Raw genomic sequence first — 16,531 nt, forward strand, 5'->3', positions numbered from 1 at the left:
GGATAAACAACCGCTGTCAAGACTGGCAGCGGTTTTTATGATGGTATAGGAAATTCTAAAATAATTGAATTAGGACTCTGAATCCAGCTCCAGCGCCCAGCGGCTAGTGTACTTCGCTCTCCGTGTTTCCTTTATCTCAGTTGGAGAGCTCCAGTCCATACGCCGCTAAACGGGCACTTTTGCCTTTTGTTATTGCTTGAAAACTATTTGTACCATAAAATAGAAATAAGTAGAATTAATTGAATTTTACTTCAATTTTGAAGAAAGGGGAGATGGAGTTGGAAAATATAAAAAATCAATCATTCTTACGAAAAACAATCGATGATTGGCAAGAGAAAGCGGAAAGCAGTCTAAAAGGGAAAAAGATTGATTCCCTACATTGTGATACATATGAGAACATTATTTTGAAACCGCTTTATACACGAGAGGATGAGCAGCCAGTTCCAGATTATTCAGGAGGATCCGATTACCGACGAGGAATTTATCCATTGGGGTACCTGACAAATAAGTGGAACGTTGCTCAGCAATTATTTTACCAATCACCTAGTGAATTGAAGGAGAAACTTCAGGATGCCATAAAAAAGGGGCAAACTGCGCTTGCTTTTCAGGTATCTGAAGAATTAATTGAAACAAATTCAAGCCTTTCTAGTGTATTAGAAGACCTCTATCATCAATATCCACTAGCGATTAATGCAAAAGGATGGCATTCAGCCGTTCTAGAAGTTTTAGCAAAAATGGCCGAAAACGAAAATAAAGCTGATCAAGTAAGCGGCTATATTGGTTCAGATCCGATTGCGCTATTTGCTGAGGAAGGGGCTTTTTCACAGGAATATCTTGAGGAATGGAAAAACAATATAAACAAGTATAGTAAAAGTTTCCCACATCTAAGCACCATTTTAATTGATACAACTCCTTATCACAATGGCGGGGCAAATACCGTCCAAGAACTGGGCATTGCAATAGCAGAAGGAGTACAGTATGTCGATCTCCTGCAGGATAGTGAACTGGATCATAATGTAATCGTTAAAAAAATCGTCTTCCAATTTTCGATTGGAAGTAACTTCTTCATGGAAATTGCTAAACTTCGGGCAGCCCGGGTACTCTGGAATCGGATAACTGAACTTTACGGTGTAAAAGAAAAAGCCCGAGGGATGATTATTGCTGCCGAAACCTCTTCCTTTACAAAATCCTTACAGGACCCCTATGTCAATCTTCTAAGGGCTGGAAATGAAGCCTTTGCTGCCATTATGGGAGGGGTTCAATATTTACAAGTTGCTCCTTTTGATCATCTTACAGTCACAACACCATTTGCAGAAAGAATCGCTAGAAATATTCAACTACTCTTAAAACATGAGGCACACCTGGAAAAAGTAATCGATCCAGCAGGTGGTTCTTGGTATGTGGAGGAACTAACGAATGAACTTGCCGAAAAAGCATGGGGTTATTTCCAACAAATCGAAGCCCAAGGCGGTATATTAAACAGTTTGAAATCCAATTGGCTGCAGCAGGAAATTAAAGCTGCCTACGATGTAAAGAATCTTGATATTCAAACAAGAAAGCAAAGTTTGGTTGGAACAAATGTTTATGCAGATATAAATGAAATGCCTCCCAACCCTCTACAGCGTAGCAAAAACCGTTTTTTTTCAAATGGAACCTATTCATTGGGCAAATTAGAAGCAATTCCAGCACGGAGACTTGCAGAGCCATTTGAAGAACTGCGAAAAAAGGCAAAACAGCTGGAAGAAAAAGTTGGCACTATTCCATCTGTCGGGATAGTATGTCTTGGAGAATTAAAGCAGTATAAACCAAGGCTTGATTTTATGAAAGGCTTTTTTGCTGCAGGTGGTATGAACGCGATAGAAAGCAGGCCGATCGTAACTGTAGACCATGCTATTCAATTTATCTTAGAAACAACTACAACCTATTTCTGTTTTTGTGGAACAAATGAACAGTATGAGTTAGCAGGAAAAAACATACTTTCAGCCCTAAAATCTAAATTTCCTGACCGCATATTTTACCTAGCTGGCCTGCCTGATGCAGAAAAACGGGCCCAGTGGCACAATCAAGGAATTAAGCAATTTATTCATTCGCGTACTAATTGCTATGAAACTCTTATTGCAATCCTCACTGATATGGAGGTGAACACAGTTGAAGAAACAAAAGCCTGATTTTCAACATATAGCACTGTTTGCGGACCAGAAATTTATCACAAAAAAAGAGTGGGAAAAGCAAGTGAATGATGAACTTTCTTCTTCTATTGAGGATTTACTGTTTGAAACAAATGAACACATATACCTTAAGCCTGTTTATACAAAAGAGGATCGTCATGGGTTGGAGCACATAGATGACCTTCCTGGTCTGCCTCCATATACAAGAGGCCCCTATCCTACCATGTATGTTAATCGGCCTTGGACGGTCAGGCAGTACGCAGGCTTTTCAACCGCTGAGGAAAGTAATGCTTTTTACCGCCGAAATCTTGCTATGGGACAAAAGGGATTATCTGTTGCCTTTGATTTAGCTACCCATCGCGGCTACGACTCAGACCATCCTCGTGTAGTTGGGGATGTTGGCAAAGCGGGAGTTGCCATAGACTCCATTCTTGATATGAAAACCCTTTTTGCTGGAATCCCCTTGGACCAAATGTCTGTATCGATGACCATGAACGGTGCGGTCTTGCCGATTTTAGCGTTCTTTATCGTAACGGCAGAGGAACAGGGAGTCAGCCAAGAAAAACTTTCGGGAACGATTCAAAACGATATTTTAAAAGAATATATGGTTCGCAATACATATATTTACCCCCCAGAAATGTCGATGAAGATCATTGCCGATATTTTTGAATATACATCCAAATACATGCCAAAGTTTAATAGTATTAGTATTTCCGGCTATCATATGCAAGAAGCAGGTGCTCCGGCAGATTTAGAATTAGCTTATACACTTGCAGATGGCTTGGAGTATGTCCGAACAGGTCTTAAAGCGGGGATTGAAATCGATTCATTTGCTCCTCGGCTGTCCTTTTTCTGGGCAATTGGGATGAATTACTTCATGGAAGTCGCCAAAATGCGGGCAGCAAGATTCATATGGGCCAAGATGATGAAGTCCTTCGATCCGAAAAATGAAAAATCTTTAGCATTGAGGACTCATTCGCAAACGTCAGGGTGGAGTTTAACCGAACAGGATCCATTTAATAATGTTACCCGAACACTTGTTGAAGCACATGCTGCAGCCATGGGTCATACCCAATCACTCCATACTAACGCCTTGGATGAGGCCATTGCCTTACCAACAGATTTCTCAGCCCGGATTGCCCGCAACACTCAGTTATTTTTACAAGAAGAAACAGGGATTACCAACGTCATCGATCCCTGGGGTGGCTCCTATTATGTAGAAAAGCTGACAGATGATTTAATCAAAAGGGCTTGGATACACATTGAAGAAATTGAAGAGCTTGGGGGCATGGCTAAAGCCATTGACACGGGTCTTCCAAAAATGAAAATTGAAGAAGCCGCTGCTAGAAGGCAGGCGCAAATTGATTCTGGTCAGGAGACAATCATTGGGGTTAATCGCTCCAGGCTCGAAAAGGAAGAAGCAATTGATATATTGGATATTGATAATACCGCCGTCCGTTTAAAGCAAATTGAAAAATTAACGGCATTAAAAGCTGCTCGGGATCATCAAAAAGTAGCAGAGGCGCTTAGTGCATTAACTAAAGCTGCTGAGACAGCAGAACAAAATCTATTAGAACTTGCCGTAAAGGCAGCAAGAGTGAGAGCAACACTTGGTGAAATTTCTGATGCTATTGAGCGTGTGGCTAAAAGACATAAAGCTGTCATTCGTTCAATTAGCGGTGTATATAGTACTGCTTTTAGCAACGAGGATGAAATAAATGAAGTAAAAAAAATGACGGATGAATTTCTTGAGAATGAAGGGAGACGGCCAAGAATCCTTGTGGCGAAATTGGGTCAGGACGGCCATGATCGGGGAGCAAAGGTCATCGCTACCGCTTTTGCGGATTTAGGCTTTGATGTAGACATTAGTCCGTTGTTCCAAACGCCGGAAGAAACGGCGGTTCAAGCGGTTGAAAATGATGTTCATGTAGTGGGCATGAGTTCGCTTGCAGCGGGTCATAAAACATTGCTTCCGCAACTAGTGGACGAATTGAAAAAATTGGGCCGAGAGGATATTTTAGTTGTTGCCGGGGGTGTCATTCCTGCACAAGATTATCAATTTTTATATGACCATGGTGCAGCGGCCATTTTCGGACCGGGCACGATCATTCCTGTCGCCGCTCAAAAAGTGATTAGGGAGATTTATTTAAAACTCGGTTATGAGGAAGTGTCGCAATAAATGGGGAAGGACCATAAGCCGGAGTGGAGTGACCCTGATACACTTGACAACTGTTTAAGTATCGTACGCAAAGGCGAGGAGCTTGAAGGTCATCCCGTTGCTATTGACAAAAATGTCCGCTTTCAAAAACGAAATACAACAGAACCATCCGTTGACGTTCTATATGATGGGGTGCTGAAGGGTGACCGAAGCCTGCTTGCCCGAGCAATTACATTAGTTGAAAGTAATGCCGAACAGCATTTTCAAAAAGCACAGCTGCTGCTGAAAAAGCTCCTTCCGAAAACAGGAAAATCAATTCGAATCGGTATAACTGGTGTACCAGGTGCAGGTAAGAGTACCTTTATTGAAGCTTTTGGTATGTACCTGTGCGGTTTAGGGTACCGGGTTGCTGTATTAGCTATTGATCCCAGTTCAAGTATCTCGGGCGGCAGTATTCTTGGCGATAAGACTAGAATGGAGCAATTATCAAAAAATCCGAACGCTTTTATTCGTCCGTCACCGACGGGAGGAAAACTTGGCGGTGTACACCGAAAAACTAGGGAAGCTATGTTAATTTGTGAGTCGGCCGGTTATGATATTATATTAATTGAAACGGTTGGCGTGGGCCAAAGTGAAGTCATCATCAGAGATATGGTGGATTTTTTTATACTGCTAGTTTTGACCGGGGCAGGGGATGAACTTCAAGGAATGAAGAAAGGGATTATGGAACTAGCTGATCTCATCCTTGTTCACAAAGCAGATGGGGCAAATAAACAAAGGGCGGAGCATACTAGGCAAGAGTACAACCGAATCCTCCACTTCCTCCAGCCAGCTACGAAAGGGTGGGTGACAAGGGCATATCCCTGCTCTTCGATTACTTTTGAAGGAATTAGTGAAATCTGGCGTGTTATTCAAACCTTTGAAGAAACCACAAAATCTTCAGGCGTTTTTGAGGAAAGAAGAAGAATACAAGCAAGGGAATGGTTATATTCAATGATAACGGATCAGCTTCAATTTCTTTTTTACCATCATAAGGGGGTTAAAAGTGCTCTGCCAAAACTTGAAAATGAGGTGATTTCTGGAGAATTGACGGTAGCTACAGCTGTAGAAACATTATTTGAGACCTTTTTACCAACAACAAAAAGGTAAACTGTTGTTTCATGCCATTTTCTCTTGTCTTTGCCACTTCATTTCATTTGAAAGAAATACATTTAAACTGTTATGATGTAGTTATATACGGAATATAAGGAGTGTGTTTTGATGAGTATGAATTTTAACTTTTTCATGAATGATGTAGTTAAGCAAGCACGTGAAGAAATCGTGTCTGCTGGATATACAGAATTAAAAACTCCTGCAGAAGTCGAAGAAGCTTTTGACCAAAAAGGAACCACTTTAGTGATGATTAATTCAGTTTGCGGTTGTGCGGGGGGGATTGCACGCCCTGCAGCTGCACATGCGCTTCACAATGACAAACGTCCTGACCACCTCGTTACGGTATTTGCCGGACAGGATAAAGAGGCAACAGAAACAGCAAGAAGCTATTTCACAGGTTATCCGCCATCCTCTCCATCTTTTGCATTGCTAAAAGACGGGAAAATCCTGACCATGATTGAAAGACATCAGATTGAGGGCTTTGACCCTGCAACAGTAGTGGCAAAGCTGCAAAGTGAATTTGACCAATATTGCGAAGAAGTTTAAGTATTAAATAAAAAAGATCAAATCGAAAATGATTTGATCTTTTTTATTGTCCAATTATAATTTTTAGTGTATATTTATTAATTATTTTGTAATTTTAATCATAAATCCAGAGGAGTTTTGACATGAAAGAATTATTAAAAAATAATTTAGAAACTATACAAAATAGATTATGGGAAATCAACGATATCCTGTATCATCATCCAGAGCTTGGTGATCAAGAATATGAGTCTATGAATCTTTTAGTGGAATTACTTGAGCAGCATCAATTTTCAGTAGAAAAGGGAATTGTTGGCAGACCTACAGCTTTTAAAGCAGTTTATGATAGTAAAAAAGCAGGGCCTACTATTGCCTATTTATCCGAATACGATGCCTTACCGGGAGTTGGACATGGGTGTGGTCATAATATGATTGGTACTATGAGTGCAGGGGCAGGAGTCCTATTAAGTAAAGTGGTGGATGAAATTGGCGGCCGAGTTATTGTATTAGGCACACCTGCAGAAGAAACAAATGGCGCTAAAGTACCGATGGCCGAACAAGGAATATTTGACGATATTGATGCAGCTATGATCGTGCACCCTGGAGATGTTTCCTATGAGAGTGGTGATTCGTTGGCGATGGATGCTATTCAATTTGACTTCCGCGGCAGAACGAGTCATGCCGCAGCATCGCCAGAAAAGGGGATTAATGCACTGGATGCCGTTATTCAATTATTTAACGGGATTAATGCTCTCCGTCAACATGTGACTTCCGATGTTAGAATACATGGAATAATTAAGGAGGGTGGAGTAGCTGCTAATATTGTTCCAGACAAAGCAGTAGCTCAATTTTATATTCGAGCAAAGGACAGACACTACTTAAACGACCTAGTTCAAAAGGTGATTAACATAGCGAAAGGGGCATCGTCAATGACTGGTGCAGAGGTTCATATTGAAAATTATGAATTGAGCTATGACAATATGGTTACGAACCAAACATTATCCCAGCTGTTTACAAGCAACCTTTTGACAACGGGTGTTAAGCAAGTGGAGAAAGCAAAGGATTCTTATGGATCGATAGATATGGGAAATGTGAGTCACGTTGTTCCTGCTATTCACCCTTATATTGGTCTTGATTCACCTGGATTAGTTGCCCATACCAGAGAATTTGCCGACTTAACCATTACCGACAATTCTCATAAGATACTTTCTAGAGGTGCTTTGGCCCTTGCACTAACGGGATATGATTTAATTACGAATAAAGATGTATTCGAAAAAATGAAAAATGAATTTCGTCAGATGGAGATCGCTAAAGCCTGACTCCTAGAAACCACCTCTTCCTTTAAGGGGTGTTTTTTATGGCTAAAATAATATTGGTATATTAAATTGTTAGAATATTTTTATATTTAAAAAACATCTTTTCAAATATAATTTCATGTGTTATTATTCGTTTTGTTGAATAAAAATTCAATATAACTACACAGCTTCTTATATTTACACAGGGGGTACATCATGAAAAAAACAATTTTATCTTTAATGTTTATCTTTACACTATTAGTTATGGCTGCTTGTGGTCAGAATAATAAGGACGGGGCAACTGGAGAAAAAGCTTCTGACAAAAAAGTATTAACAATGGCAACATCAGCTGATTTTGCTCCATTTGAATCAAGAGAGCCATCAGGAAAGATTGTTGGATTTGATATTGACCTAGCTAATGCCATTGCGTCTGAATTAGGCTATAAACTAGTAATTAAAGACATGAAATTTGATGGACTAATCGGAGCATTGCAAGCGAAACGAGTTGACATGGTCATTTCTGGAATGTCAGCAACTGAAAAACGTAAAAAAAATGTTGATTTTTCCACAACTTATAACCACTCCGGTGAAATGTTTTTAACGAAAAAGGATTCCGATATTAAAACCATTGATGATCTTAAAGGAAAAACAGTTGCTGTACAATTAGGAACCATCCAAGAAGAAGGAGCCAGAGCGCTTCAGAAAAAAGTTGATTTTACGCTTAAGCCTTTAGATAATGCGACAACTCTAATCCAAGAGCTATTATCAAATCGTATCCAAGTAGCTTATTTAGATAAATCAGTTGCAACTGGATACATCAAGGAACAAGGTTTAGCAGGTTTTGATGATCCAACATCTAGTTCTCCAGGGATGGCAGTAGCTTTTCCAAAAGGCAGTGACTTAGTTGACGATGTGGATAACGCTCTTAAAAAGCTAGATCAGAACGGAAAACTTCAAGAACTGAAGGACAAGTGGTTAAAAGATCAACAGTAAATGATTCTTATTGATTTTATTTCTTATATTGTTTGATGAATAAATTGAAAAGAGGTGTAAGGCATGAATTTGGATTTTAGCCAAATTGTGCCTTATATTCCTTTTATTTTAGAAGGAATATGGGTTACATTAAAATTTGTTATAATTTCAATTATTTTAGGCTTTATCCTTGGTACTATTTTGGCATTGTGTAAAATTTCACGGATAAAAGTTTTAAATTGGTTCGGAGATTTTTATACATCTATCTTTCGTGGTACACCGTTAATTTTGCAATTGATGCTTATCTATTTTGCCATACCTCAATTAACAGGCTATGACATTTCACCCTTCTTATCATCTATCCTAGCTTTTGGATTAAATTCATCAGCCTATGTTTCTGAAATTATCCGGGCTGGAATTCAAGCAGTCGATAAAGGTCAGACGGAAGCAGCACAAGCTCTTGGTGTACCTTATCGTCTCATGATGAAGGACCTAATCATGCCTCAAGCGTTAAAAAATATATTACCTGCACTTATGAACGAATTTATTACGTTAACAAAAGAATCAGCAATCGTATCAACAATTGGTTATTTAGATTTAATGCGCCGCGCCCAGGTTGTTGGAGCAGATACTTATCGTAACTTTGAGCCCTTAATATTTGTTGGATTAATTTATTGGATATTAGTTATGGTGCTGACACTCATTGGTAAACGAGTTGAAAGGAGGATGAAATTTAGTGATTAGAGTTGAAAACCTCTATAAACAATTCGGAGAAAACGAAGTCCTAAAAAATATTTCTACGAGTATTGGCAGTGGTGAAGTTGTTTCTATTATTGGACCTTCAGGATCTGGAAAATCTACTTTCCTGCGTTGTTTAAACTTGTTAGAAACACCTACAAAAGGAACAGTTTGGATCGATAACCAAGACATTACTGATAAAAAAACGAACATAATGAAAGTTCGAGAACAAATCGGAATGGTTTTTCAGCACTTTTATTTATTCCCGCATCTGACAGTATTGGAAAACTTAACATATGCCCCGCTTAAAGTCAAAGGGGAATCCCGTGACACAGCAGTAGCCAAAGCCCGGGATTTACTTGCTAGAGTGGGCCTTACTGAAAAAGAGACTGCTTACCCGAATAATTTATCAGGTGGTCAGAAGCAGCGTGTTGCTATTGCCCGGGCTCTTGCAATGGAACCAAAGTTAATGTTATTTGATGAGCCCACATCAGCGCTCGACCCGGAGATGGTTAAGGAAGTATTAACCGTTATGAAGGACTTAGCCCAATCCGGAATGACGATGGCCATCGTAACACATGAAATGGGGTTTGCTCGTGAGGTTTCTGACCGTATCCTCTTCCTTGATGAAGGGAAATTACTAGAGGAAGGTTCACCAATTGAGTTTTTTAATAATCCACGTACAAGCAGAGCAAAGGACTTTTTAGAAAAGGTATTATAACGGATGAATCTTACTTTATCTTAAAGTAGTTTTTCTTGGAAAAAATGTCTAAATAGGGATATGCTAAAGATGGTCTAAATGATCATCTTTTTTTATGGGGAGATATTTATGAAATTTTCGATTGGATATCGGACAGTTAAAACAGCTGTAGGTACTGCTGTTTCCATTTTAATTGCACAGCAGTTGGGACTTCATAATTTTGCCTCGGCCGGAATATTAACGATTTTATGTGTTCAAGTGACAAAACGGAGGTCACTCCGAACTGCTTGGGACCGATTTTTAGCCTGTGTATTAGCCATGCCTTTTTCAGCAGTCTTTTTCGAAGGAATTGCCTATCATTCAATTGTTATTGGGCTAATACTGCTATTCTTTATCCCTACAATTGTAATGCTGAAAGCAAAAGACGGCGTTGTAACAAGCACCGTTATTATTTTACATATTTATATGACTCACAAGATATCATGGTCCATTTTTTTTAATGAGCTTGGTGTTATTACTGTGGGAATTGGAGTGGCTCTTCTTGTTAACCTATACATGCCGAGTGTTGATAAAAACCTTAAGGACTTTCAGGTGAAATTAGAAGAGAATTTAAGGATTATTTTTATGGAAATGGTACGTTACTTGAGAAACGGTGAAAGTAACTGGGATGGTAAAGAAATTACTGAAAGTGCAAAGATCCTTGATGAGGCTAAGATACTTGCGCTAAGAGATTTTGAAAACCGTATTCTGCGTGAAGAGAACCTGTACTTTGAATATTTTAAAATTAGGGAAAAACAATTTGAAATCATCGAACGCGTTTTACCAATAGTCACATCACTTAGCAGTACAGTGAAGCAGGGAAAAATGGTCGCTGATTTTCTTGAGGAACTTTCAGAGAATATTCACCCGGGGAACACAGCTTATATTTATATAGATAAATTAAAAGGAATGAAAAAAGAGTTCGAAGAAATGGAACTGCCTAAAACAAGACAGGAATTTGAAGTCAGAGCAGCACTGCTGCAATTAGTGAACGAAATGAACGAGTATCTTATTATCAAAAGCTCCCTTTATGTAAAAAAAATGAATGAAAGGAAGAAGGTCGAGGCAAATTAAGGGAAAAAAGGCAGGTGGTTGGATTGATTAAACTATTATCGCCTCTTCTCATGACTTTTTTTCTCTCACCCCTTTGGCCATTAGGAAACAACCCTATCGCTGGTGACCCCTTCGTGATCGTCAATAAAACAAATAACGAACTTGCACTAATCAATGATAACAAAGTTCAAACGATTGTCAGTGTAGGCACCGGCAAAACTCAAGAATTAACCCCGGAGGGCCTTTTTACCATTACGGTAAAGGCAAAGAATCCATATTATCGCAAGAAGAATATTCCTGGAGGCGATCCAAGAAATCCACTTGGAGCTAGATGGATTGGCTTTGATGCAAAAGGAACTGACGGCCGAATCTACGGTATTCATGGAACGAATCAACCAGCTTCCATCGGTAAGTATGTATCACATGGTTGTATCCGTACCCAAAATGAGGTGGTATCCTCCCTTTTTCCATTAATCCCGCTTGGAACTAAAATATTGGTTACTTCCTCAAAAAAATCATTTGATGTTTTAGCAAAAGAAAACGGAGCAATTAAATAAGAAAAGAAGGTGTCCCAAAAGAATAACTTTTGGGGGCACCTTCTTTTTTATACATTAAATTAGTCTGTTGATTTCCGCTCCAGGCGCGAGCGGTTCGCGGGCGGAACGGGAAGCCTCCTCGTCGCTCGCTCCTGCGGGGTCTCCCCTGCCCCGTACTCCCGCAGGAGTCTTCGCTCCTTCCGCTCCAATCAATAGAGTGTAAAAATTTTTTCATCAGCCACCGTTTGGGTCAGCCTCTTCTTATTTTTAAGATAAGAATGTTGCAATACCTAATAGGAGGGTTGAGGCCAGCATCGCAAAAAGCATCAGATAGACAATAATTTTTCGTGTTTTCTTCTTAGACAATTTTAAGTACCTCCCTCTAACTTCAATCAGCTTTATTCCTATTTTACTAGGAAAAGCCTAAATGGACAACGGAACAACTAAGCATTTTAGGAAGGATTTATGAACTTTTTAACGAATATGGTAACTGTCAGATTTATTTTAATTTTGGAACAGAGGGGAAAAACATGATTAAAAAAATCGACCATATTGGAATTGCTGTCAAGTCTCTAGAGAATACGCTGCCATTTTATACAAATGTGTTGGGGCTGCCCTTGGTAGGGATTGAAGTGGTTGAAACTCAAAAGGTTAAAGTGGCTTTTCTTAATGCAGGTGAAACCAAATTGGAGCTTCTTGAGCCAACTACAGAGGATAGCCCGATTGCTGGTTTTATTGCTAAACGCGGAGAGGGGATTCACCATGTGGCTCTCGGTGTGACATCGATCGAAGAAAGAATAGCTGAAATGAGGGAGCAGGGAATCCGGATGATAGATGAGCAGCCGAGGTTAGGGGCAGGCGGGGCACAAATCGCCTTCATGCATCCGAAATCCGCAGCGGGTGTTCTAGTTGAGCTTTGTGAGAAAAAGGGGATGAAGGGGTAAAATGATTGATATTTATGAAAAAATCAATGAACTGTATGATAAGCGCAGGGAAGTAGAGCTTGGCGGTGGAGATGAAAGAATTGATAAGCAGCATCAAAAAGGAAAATTGACAGCGCGCGAGAGAATTGACCTATTAGTAGACAAAGACAGTTTTATCGAATTAAATCCATTTATTGAACACCGTTCTAACGACTTTGGCTTGGATGAACAAAAAGGTCCTGGTGATGGGGTGGTGACAGGTTTTGGAAAAGTAAATGGCAGACCTATCTATTTATTCTCACAGGACTTCACCGTTTTTGGCGGTGCATTAGGGGAAATGCATGCTAAAAAAATTGCAGCGGTAATGGACTTAGCAGCGAAAAACGGTACCCCCTTTGTCGGCCTTAATGACTCTGGCGGGGCGCGTATACAAGAAGGTGTGGTTTCACTTGATGGGTACGGACATATCTTTTACCGAAATGCCATCTACTCCGGAGTAATTCCGCAAATCTCTGTCATCATGGGACCGTGCGCAGGTGGTGCCGTTTATTCACCAGCGATTACCGATTTTGTTTTTATGGTCGAGAAAACAAGTCAAATGTTTATTACAGGTCCAAAGGTAATTGAAACAGTAACCGGAGAAAAGATTTCCCCAGAAGATCTTGGCGGCGCAAATGTGCATAATTCTATTAGTGGAAACGCTCATTTTCAAGCCGAGACTGAAGCCGAAGTATTGGAAAATGTTCGCAGACTTTTGAGTTATCTTCCACAGAATAATAGAGAAAAGCCGCCATTGATAGAAATGGAAGAGGAAAATGATTATCGCCCTGATTTAATGGATGTTGTTCCATTTGATGCTGTCCGCCCTTATGATGTTAGAAAGGTGATAGAACAAGTAGTTGATGGCGGCTCTTTTATGGAGATTCATCAAAACTTTGCAAAAAATATTGTCGTTGGCTTTGCACGGATGAAAGGTGAAACCGTGGGACTTGTCTGTAATCAGCCCAAAGTAATGGCGGGAGGCCTGGATATTGATTCATCCGATAAAGCAGCCAGATTTATCAGGACCTGTGATTCTTTTAATATCCCAATTATTACGTTTGAGGATGTAACCGGTTTCTTTCCCGGGGTTAAACAGGAACATGGCGGAATTATTCGCCATGGGGCGAAAATTTTATTCGCTTATTCTGAAGCCACTGTGCCTAAATTGACGGTTATTTTAAGAAAAGCTTATGGCGGTGCATATGTGGCATTAAATAGTAAGTCGATCGGTGCCGACTTAGTATTTGCTTGGCCGAATGCGGAAATCGCCGTAATGGGTCCACAAGGGGCGGCCAACATTATCTTTGCTAAGGAAATCAATAGTAGTAAAAACCCGGAGCTTACTAGGCAGCAAAAAATTGAAGAATACCGTGAAAAATTTGCTAACCCGTATGTGGCCGCAAGCAGAGGCATGGTCGATGATGTGATTGATCCGCGTGATACCAGGATAAAAATTATTCAAGCACTGGATATGCTAAAAACTAAACAAGAGTCCCGGCCGGCTAAAAAACATGGAAATATCCCTCTTTAATTTAACGCTTTTCTCTTTCATTTGATGATATACCAACTATAGAGGTATACTGATATAAGAAAAGCGGAAGCTCCTTGACCAGGGCTCCGCAGATATTTAGTGAGTACATAATTGGAGGGTCATAAATGGTTAATCAGGAACGTCTTTTGAATGAATTTTTGGAACTTGTCCAAATTGATTCAGAAACTAAATTTGAGACTGAAATTGCGAAAGTGTTAAAGCAAAAGTTTACTGAATTAGGTCTCGATGTTTTTGAAGATGATACAACGGCTGTTACGGGACATGGAGCAGGTAACTTAATTTGTACATTGCCTGCTGTGAAAGAAGGAGTAGACCCTATCTATTTCTCCTGTCATATGGATACTGTAACACCTGCTAAGGGTGTTAAACCTTCTATAAAGGACGGCTATGTTGTTACAGATGGTACGACGATTCTTGGTGCTGATGATAAAACGGGGATAGCCGTGATGCTTGAAACCATTCGTCTGCTTAAAGAACAAAACATTCCACATGGCTTAATTCAATTTGTCATCTCTGTCGGCGAAGAGTCCGGTTTACATGGTGCCAAAGCAATTGATCCATCATTAATAAAAGCAAACTATGGCTATGCCCTTGACAGCGATGGCTTGGTCGGAAACGTGGTTGTAGCAGCTCCTACACAAGCAAAGGTAAAAGCGGTCATCTACGGAAAAACAGCTCATGCAGGTGTAGCTCCTGAAAAAGGAGTTTCTGCGATTACGATTGCCGCGAAATCGATTGCGAGGATGCCATTAGGAAGAATCGACCATGAAACCACTGCCAATATTGGCCGCTTTGAAGGTGGTCAAGCTACTAATATTGTTGCCGACCGTGTGGATATTTTAGCAGAAGCTCGTTCGCTTATCCCTGAAAAAATGCAGGCTCAGGTTAACAAAATGAAGGAAGCTTTTGAAACGGTTGCAGAGGAAATGGGTGGCAGAGCAGAAGTTGAGGTGGAAGTTATGTATCCAGGCTTCAAATTTGCTGAAGGCGACCAAGTGGTAGAGATTGCACGCAAGGCTGCAGCAAAGATTGGCCGCAGCTGTGAACTTCAACATAGCGGTGGAGGCAGCGATGCCAATGTATTTAATGGATTCAATATTCCGACTGTAAACTTAGCTGTAGGATATGAAGAAATTCATACCACAAATGAGCGTATGCCGGTTGCAGAATTGTATAAGCTTGCTGAGATGACCCTTGCCATTATCGATGAAGTAACCAATCAATAAACCAACTATAGAGGAAGGAGAGCCCATTGGCCTCCTTTTTTGTTATAATTGAAACAGAACAAACGTTTTAAGGGTGTGTTCATTATGAAGGAAATGTATCCGAAAAATGGACGAGTGATTTTACATGTAGACATGAATTGTTTTTACGCTTCTGTTGAAATGGCTTATGACGCTGAACTGAAGGGAAAACCGCTAGCCATTGCCGGAAATGTTGAGGAGCGAAGAGGCATTATTGTTACCTGCAGCTACGAAGCGAGGGAGTTTGGTGTGAAAACAACCATGCCGCTTTGGGAAGCAAAAAAACTTTGTCCGCAGCTTGTGGTGATGAAACCGAATTTCGAACGATACCGAGCTGCCTCGACTTCCATGTTTGAAATACTTAGACAATATACCGAGCTAGTCGAACCTGTCTCGATTGATGAAGGATATTTGGATATTACCGAAAGCTTTTCATTAGGAAGTCCAATCGAGATTGCTGAAAGTATCCAAAATAGAATCCTAAAGCAGCTGGATTTACCATGCAGTATTGGGATTGCCCCGAATAAGTTTCTAGCGAAAACAGCTTCTGATATGAAAAAGCCGCTGGGAATAACCATCCTGAGGAAACGCGATATTTCTACCGTACTGTGGCCCTTGAATACGAATGAAATGCATGGGGTTGGGAAAAAGACTGCTGAAAAGTTACAAACAATTGGAATTCAGACGATTGGGGACTTAGCTAAAGGAAATGAAATCCAATTGAAGTCACTGCTCGGAATAAACGGGTTACGGATAAAAGAGAGGGCTAATGGAGTTGATTTCAGGCCTGTTGACCCAGAATCTGTCTCCGAATTTAAAAGTATCGGAAACTCAACTACCCTTCCTAGAGATATTAGTAATCAACAAGAACTGTTCCAGGTGCTTGATGGATTGGCGGATACCGTGTCGACCAGATTAAGGCGTAAAACAGTTATGGCATCTGCTTTGGCTATTACAATCCGCTATAAAGATCGGAAGACTATTTCCAAGAGTATGAAACTGCTGAACCCGATCAATCATAAAGACGATATTTCGTTATTTGCGAAGCAGCTCTTTTTAAAGGCTTGGAATGGCGACCCTGTTCGTTTACTAGGAATTACCGGGAATGACCTAGTAGAACAGGACCATGCTTATAAACAGCTGGATTTATTTTCGTTCGAAAAAGATGCTAAAAAAGAGCCGCTCTTAAAAACCCTTTCCAGCCTGCGTGAAAAGTATGGAAAAAATATTATTGAAAGTGCCGGTTCTCATCAGGATGAACAGGCCGAAAATGTTGGAACCGGGACAAGCTTTAATAAAGATTTTTTACGCTCGTTTCCCGATAAAAACAAGGATGAACACTAAAAAGCTCCACTTTGTTCAAACAAAGGGAGCTTTTTTCGTATTTTAAGAAAGATCTACTTACTTGTCGATAACTTTTTACTGGTTTAAATCCGT

At 40.2% G+C, this 16,531-nt stretch carries 15 protein-coding genes; 14 read left to right on the forward strand and 1 reads right to left on the reverse strand.

Annotated features, from left to right (window positions below; all coding sequences use genetic code 11):
- The first annotated feature begins 272 nt into the window (after nucleotides 1-272).
- The 10 genes from ACZ9EE_RS24890 to ACZ9EE_RS24935 all read left to right on the forward strand — a co-directional run bounded on the left by ACZ9EE_RS24890 (nucleotide 273) and on the right by ACZ9EE_RS24935 (nucleotide 11,354).
- On the forward strand, nucleotides 273-2,168 hold the full coding sequence (locus ACZ9EE_RS24890) for a methylmalonyl-CoA mutase family protein (RefSeq protein ID WP_476033081.1): 1,896 nt from the start codon (nucleotides 273-275) through the stop codon (nucleotides 2,166-2,168).
- Complete coding sequence (gene scpA / locus ACZ9EE_RS24895) at nucleotides 2,149-4,347, forward strand: methylmalonyl-CoA mutase (RefSeq protein WP_476031310.1); 2,199 nt, start codon at nucleotides 2,149-2,151, stop codon at nucleotides 4,345-4,347. The genes ACZ9EE_RS24890 and scpA overlap by 20 nt, the downstream gene beginning before the upstream one ends.
- Nucleotides 4,348-5,475 (forward strand): methylmalonyl Co-A mutase-associated GTPase MeaB, encoded by a 1,128-nt coding sequence (gene meaB, locus ACZ9EE_RS24900; RefSeq protein ID WP_476031311.1) that lies wholly within the window; start codon nucleotides 4,348-4,350, stop codon nucleotides 5,473-5,475.
- 111 nt (nucleotides 5,476-5,586) lie between these two features.
- A complete protein-coding gene (locus ACZ9EE_RS24905; RefSeq protein WP_476031312.1) occupies nucleotides 5,587-6,024 on the forward strand; it encodes a BrxA/BrxB family bacilliredoxin in 438 nt (145 codons plus the stop codon).
- Between the two features lie 122 nt (nucleotides 6,025-6,146).
- Nucleotides 6,147-7,319, forward strand: a complete 1,173-nt coding sequence (locus ACZ9EE_RS24910) for a M20 family metallopeptidase (RefSeq protein ID WP_476031313.1) — start codon at nucleotides 6,147-6,149, stop codon at nucleotides 7,317-7,319.
- A 192-nt stretch (nucleotides 7,320-7,511) separates the two neighbouring features.
- A complete protein-coding gene (locus ACZ9EE_RS24915) occupies nucleotides 7,512-8,288 on the forward strand; it encodes a transporter substrate-binding domain-containing protein (protein WP_476031314.1) in 777 nt (258 codons plus the stop codon).
- A gap of 63 nt (nucleotides 8,289-8,351) precedes the next feature.
- Nucleotides 8,352-9,011, forward strand: a complete 660-nt coding sequence (locus ACZ9EE_RS24920) for an amino acid ABC transporter permease (RefSeq protein WP_476031315.1) — start codon at nucleotides 8,352-8,354, stop codon at nucleotides 9,009-9,011.
- A complete protein-coding gene (locus ACZ9EE_RS24925; protein ID WP_476031316.1) occupies nucleotides 9,004-9,726 on the forward strand; it encodes an amino acid ABC transporter ATP-binding protein in 723 nt (240 codons plus the stop codon). Before ACZ9EE_RS24920 ends, ACZ9EE_RS24925 begins: the two co-directional genes overlap by 8 nt.
- 108 nt (nucleotides 9,727-9,834) lie before the next feature.
- Nucleotides 9,835-10,818 carry an aromatic acid exporter family protein gene (locus ACZ9EE_RS24930; protein ID WP_476031317.1) on the forward strand — a complete coding sequence of 328 codons (984 nt, stop codon included), beginning with the start codon at nucleotides 9,835-9,837 and terminating at the stop codon, nucleotides 10,816-10,818.
- A gap of 50 nt (nucleotides 10,819-10,868) precedes the next feature.
- Nucleotides 10,869-11,354 carry a L,D-transpeptidase gene (locus ACZ9EE_RS24935; protein WP_476033083.1) on the forward strand — a complete coding sequence of 162 codons (486 nt, stop codon included), beginning with the start codon at nucleotides 10,869-10,871 and terminating at the stop codon, nucleotides 11,352-11,354.
- Between the two features lie 246 nt (nucleotides 11,355-11,600).
- Here the strand turns inward: ACZ9EE_RS24935 and prli42 are convergent, their stop codons facing one another.
- A complete protein-coding gene (gene prli42, locus ACZ9EE_RS24940; RefSeq protein WP_476031318.1) occupies nucleotides 11,601-11,699 on the reverse strand; it encodes a stressosome-associated protein Prli42 in 99 nt (32 codons plus the stop codon).
- A gap of 164 nt (nucleotides 11,700-11,863) precedes the next feature.
- Here prli42 and mce point away from each other — a divergent pair, with 164 nt between their 5' ends.
- The 4 genes from mce to ACZ9EE_RS24960 all read left to right on the forward strand — a co-directional run bounded on the left by mce (nucleotide 11,864) and on the right by ACZ9EE_RS24960 (nucleotide 16,438).
- The gene (gene mce / locus ACZ9EE_RS24945) at nucleotides 11,864-12,277 is read left to right on the forward strand and encodes a methylmalonyl-CoA epimerase (RefSeq protein ID WP_476031319.1); all 414 of its coding nucleotides are present in this window, start codon (nucleotides 11,864-11,866) and stop codon (nucleotides 12,275-12,277) included.
- A 1-nt stretch (nucleotide 12,278) separates the two neighbouring features.
- The gene (locus ACZ9EE_RS24950; RefSeq protein WP_476031320.1) at nucleotides 12,279-13,829 is read left to right on the forward strand and encodes an acyl-CoA carboxylase subunit beta; all 1,551 of its coding nucleotides are present in this window, start codon (nucleotides 12,279-12,281) and stop codon (nucleotides 13,827-13,829) included.
- 125 nt (nucleotides 13,830-13,954) lie between these two features.
- Nucleotides 13,955-15,076 (forward strand): tripeptidase T, encoded by a 1,122-nt coding sequence (locus ACZ9EE_RS24955; protein ID WP_476031321.1) that lies wholly within the window; start codon nucleotides 13,955-13,957, stop codon nucleotides 15,074-15,076.
- An 84-nt stretch (nucleotides 15,077-15,160) separates the two neighbouring features.
- Nucleotides 15,161-16,438, forward strand: a complete 1,278-nt coding sequence (locus ACZ9EE_RS24960) for a DNA polymerase IV (RefSeq protein WP_476031322.1) — start codon at nucleotides 15,161-15,163, stop codon at nucleotides 16,436-16,438.
- The last annotated feature ends 93 nt before the right edge of the window (nucleotides 16,439-16,531 follow it).

This window comes from Bacillus sp. URHA0034 (assembly GCF_056280405.1).

Coding starts and splice junctions, on each gene's coding strand:
- ACZ9EE_RS24955 (WP_476031321.1), top strand. CDS start 13,955: ATGGTTAATCAGGAACGTCTTTTGAATGAATTTTTGGAACTTGTCCAA.
- ACZ9EE_RS24905 (WP_476031312.1), top strand. CDS start 5,587: ATGAGTATGAATTTTAACTTTTTCATGAATGATGTAGTTAAGCAAGCA.
- ACZ9EE_RS24915 (WP_476031314.1), top strand. CDS start 7,512: ATGAAAAAAACAATTTTATCTTTAATGTTTATCTTTACACTATTAGTT.
- mce (WP_476031319.1), top strand. CDS start 11,864: ATGATTAAAAAAATCGACCATATTGGAATTGCTGTCAAGTCTCTAGAG.
- ACZ9EE_RS24930 (WP_476031317.1), top strand. CDS start 9,835: ATGAAATTTTCGATTGGATATCGGACAGTTAAAACAGCTGTAGGTACT.
- ACZ9EE_RS24910 (WP_476031313.1), top strand. CDS start 6,147: ATGAAAGAATTATTAAAAAATAATTTAGAAACTATACAAAATAGATTA.
- ACZ9EE_RS24890 (WP_476033081.1), top strand. CDS start 273: ATGGAGTTGGAAAATATAAAAAATCAATCATTCTTACGAAAAACAATC.
- ACZ9EE_RS24950 (WP_476031320.1), top strand. CDS start 12,279: ATGATTGATATTTATGAAAAAATCAATGAACTGTATGATAAGCGCAGG.
- meaB (WP_476031311.1), top strand. CDS start 4,348: ATGGGGAAGGACCATAAGCCGGAGTGGAGTGACCCTGATACACTTGAC.
- ACZ9EE_RS24960 (WP_476031322.1), top strand. CDS start 15,161: ATGAAGGAAATGTATCCGAAAAATGGACGAGTGATTTTACATGTAGAC.
- ACZ9EE_RS24935 (WP_476033083.1), top strand. CDS start 10,869: ATGACTTTTTTTCTCTCACCCCTTTGGCCATTAGGAAACAACCCTATC.
- ACZ9EE_RS24920 (WP_476031315.1), top strand. CDS start 8,352: ATGAATTTGGATTTTAGCCAAATTGTGCCTTATATTCCTTTTATTTTA.